A 3,083-nucleotide genomic window follows, 5' to 3' on the forward strand; every position below is an offset into this window, starting at 1 on the left:
GAGGCGAATTGTCAGCGCCTTTGAGACTCAAATTGTGGTCTTAAGAATCCCTGTTGCTTCAGCACAGGGAGTGTCAATAGATATTGTAACTACAATTTGTCGTTACAGCCACTTACTTTAACACATCTTTGGATCGCCCACTTCGCCCCCTTCGCCCAATCACCCCAAATATCCCAACACCGCTGCTACCCGACGCCGCAGTCCATTAAAACAAAACGCTAAAATAGTAGATCCTACAATTTGGGAGTTAATATTTGACACTTGCACCTACGCGCGAAAACGTCCTAGCTTGGCTCTCGCAGCGCGTTCCTGCTGCCCGCATCACACATATCCTCGGCGTCGAACAGACAGCAGGTGACTTGGCCAGACATTACGGCCTCGACGAAGCAAAAGCTCGATCGGCCGGATTGTTGCACGACGCAGCAAAATACTTCAAACCCCAACTGCTGCTGCAAATGGCTCAGAAGGAAGGTTTAGAGTTAGACTCATTGTTGGAAGCACACCCGCATTTGCTGCACGCAGACGCGGGCGCGATCGTCGCTAGAGACGAATTTGGGGTGGTCGATCGAGAAATTTTGGACGCAATCGCCAATCATACCCTCGGCCGACCAAGCATGAGCCAGCTCAGTTGTACCGTATTTGTAGCAGATACTATAGAGCCGAGCCGCGGCAACACCGCCCAACTAGCAGCACTGCGCGAGGCAAGCTGGCAAAATCTTTATGCAGGCGTGTGGCAAACTAGCGATTATTCTCTGAAATATTTGCTAGAAACTCGCTGCTACATTCACCCGCGCACCGTACTTACGCGCAATTGGGCGCTGCAAATGGCTCGCCAATCGCCGGAAACAGGAAATTCGACAGGGAAGTCGATCGAACAAATCACGAGTTAAAAGTAAAATTTACCAGCAATCCTTTACTTACTTCTGGCTTCCACCTAACTCCTATTTCCAGTCTCAAACCGCCAACAACCGATTTTCCTTTACTGTCTCAATTAGGAACTTAAACACTTAATGTCAGATCTAACCCAACTCGAATATTCCAGAACTCAGTCTACAGAAACAGACAGCGCCACCTCAGACGAAACGCGCGGCCTGATCGTGACCGCTGCCCAAGCTGCCGATGACCGCAAAGCCGTTGATATTGTATTGCTCCAAGTGTCAGAAGTATGCTATCTGGCAGACTACTTTGCGATCGTCACCGGATTTTCCAACGTCCAAGTACGAGCCATCTCCCAAGCCATCGCCGACCAAGTAGAAGAAGAATGGGGACGGTTGCCACTACGTACACAAGGGCTATCAGACGCAAGTTGGGTAGTCATGGACTACGGCGACGCGATTATCCACATCTTGAAACCCCAAGAGCGCGAGTTTTACAATTTAGAAGCGTTTTGGGGACACGCCGAACGGATTGATTTTTCCACCGCAGAGGAATGCTAATGTGAAAAACGCTTCTGTTTCTATTTGTCCTGTTCCGCAAGAACAGCGCCCGGTTAATGAATACCAAGAACTTACAGAATCTGGTTTTTTTAGCTGGGTAACTCTCGATTGGCCTGAGTATTTGGCAAAACTAGCTTGGGTTTGGGGTTGGAGTTGCTTGGTATCCGGGCCGATAGCTGCTTCTAGCTTTGCTCCCTTCAAGTATCCAGTTCAGTTTGCCCTGTGTGCGGCAGCCGGTGCCAGTTTTATTCTAGGATTGGCTTTGCTGCGACTTTACTTGGGTTGGTTCTACGTGCGATCGCGCCTTGTAAATCCCACCGTCGTCTACGAAGAGTCAGGCTGGTACGATTGTCAATCTTGGCCTAAAACACCGGAGATTTTAGCTCAAGACCAGTTGATAGTCAACTACGAACTAGAACCAATTCTCAGGCGTTTGCGGCAGACATTTTATGGTTTGACTGTATTGCTGGTTGCCGGGGGACTAATTTGGAATTGTTTGTAATCGGGAATCGTGACAGGGAAGTTTTGAGTTGTCCGGGCGGTGTGCTTTTGTCGCCGCCCCCTTACAACTTCCTCCACCAAATCTAAAATCTAAAATCTAAAATCTAAAATTGATATGACAAGGGGAAAACGAACCCAAGCTCCCGAACTGGAAGTCACACTGCTGCGCGAAGGTATTGTGGAATCTAGGCATCGCGCCCAAGCCGCTGTCTGTGACAAACGCGGCCGCGTTCTGTCCGTTGCGGGTAACTCGGAAACGGCGGCATTTGTCCGTTCTTCTCTCAAACCGTTTCAAGCTTTGGCTGTGACGGCGAGCGGGACTTTGGAACGCTACGAATTGACCGATCGAGATTTAGCGATTATTTGCAGTTCTCATCAAGGTACGATCGAGCAATCGCGACAGGTATTTAACGTCCTGTGGCGCTGCGACATAGACCCATCTAAACTTCAATGCCCCATTCCTGAAGGCAAAAAAAGCCCCCTGCAATACAACTGTTCCGGTAAACACGCCGGAATGCTGGCTGTCTGTCAGCAAATGCACTGGCCGCTGGATACTTATTTGCGCCGCAAACATCCCGTCCAGCAACTTATTTTGGGCAAGGTTGCTGACTTGCTGGCCATGCCTGCCGAAGAGTTTATCAGCGCTCGCGACGACTGCGGCGCTCCTACCTATTTGTTGCAGTTGGGACAAATGGCATCTTTGTACGCTAAGTTAGCCTCCGGCGACAATGTGGATATGGAGCGGATTGTCCGCGCTATGACTCACCACCCGATGATGGTTGCCGGTGAGGGAAGATTTGACACGGAACTGATGCGCTTGACTCAAGGAGAATTGGTCAGCAAGTCCGGCGCAGAAGGGGTGCAGTGCATTGGCCGCGTTGGTGAAGGTATGGGCTTGGCCATTAAAATCGCCGATGGTGGCAAGCGCGCTAAATTTGCTGTGGCAATTCACTTGCTCAAGCAGTTGGGGTGGATTACTCCGACTCAGGCCGAAACTCTTTCGGACACTTACCTGACTCTCAGCGATTTTAAGCGCTTGGAGGTAGTGGGGGAAGTTTCGATGCTTTAAGTTGTTCTACATCCAAATTGTAGATCGACATCACCGACCAAAAATCCTCTCCCCCTCTCCCCCCCTCCCCCCCTCTC

Annotated in this window: 4 protein-coding genes; all 4 read left to right on the forward strand. The window is 50.2% G+C overall.

Going from position 1 to position 3,083, the window contains the following annotated elements; all coding sequences use genetic code 11:
- Nucleotides 1-254: 254 nt before the first annotated feature.
- The 4 genes from yqeK to QUA97_RS28035 all read left to right on the forward strand — a co-directional run bounded on the left by yqeK (nucleotide 255) and on the right by QUA97_RS28035 (nucleotide 3,006).
- The gene (gene yqeK / locus QUA97_RS28020) at nucleotides 255-890 is read left to right on the forward strand and encodes a bis(5'-nucleosyl)-tetraphosphatase (symmetrical) YqeK (protein WP_333197576.1); all 636 of its coding nucleotides are present in this window, start codon (nucleotides 255-257) and stop codon (nucleotides 888-890) included.
- A gap of 120 nt (nucleotides 891-1,010) precedes the next feature.
- Nucleotides 1,011-1,436, forward strand: coding sequence for a ribosome silencing factor (gene rsfS, locus QUA97_RS28025; protein ID WP_194065954.1), 426 nt, complete (start codon nucleotides 1,011-1,013; stop codon nucleotides 1,434-1,436).
- A 1-nt stretch (nucleotide 1,437) separates the two neighbouring features.
- Entirely contained in the window at nucleotides 1,438-1,938 is a 501-nt protein-coding gene (locus tag QUA97_RS28030; RefSeq protein ID WP_194009380.1) for a CGLD27 family protein, read from the forward strand.
- Nucleotides 1,939-2,052: 114 nt separating this feature from the next.
- Nucleotides 2,053-3,006 (forward strand): asparaginase, encoded by a 954-nt coding sequence (locus tag QUA97_RS28035; protein WP_194065955.1) that lies wholly within the window; start codon nucleotides 2,053-2,055, stop codon nucleotides 3,004-3,006.
- The last annotated feature ends 77 nt before the right edge of the window (nucleotides 3,007-3,083 follow it).

Origin of the sequence: Microcoleus sp. CZ3-B2, from assembly GCF_036705055.1 — a bacterium.
Taxonomy (GTDB): domain Bacteria; phylum Cyanobacteriota; class Cyanobacteriia; order Cyanobacteriales; family Microcoleaceae; genus Microcoleus.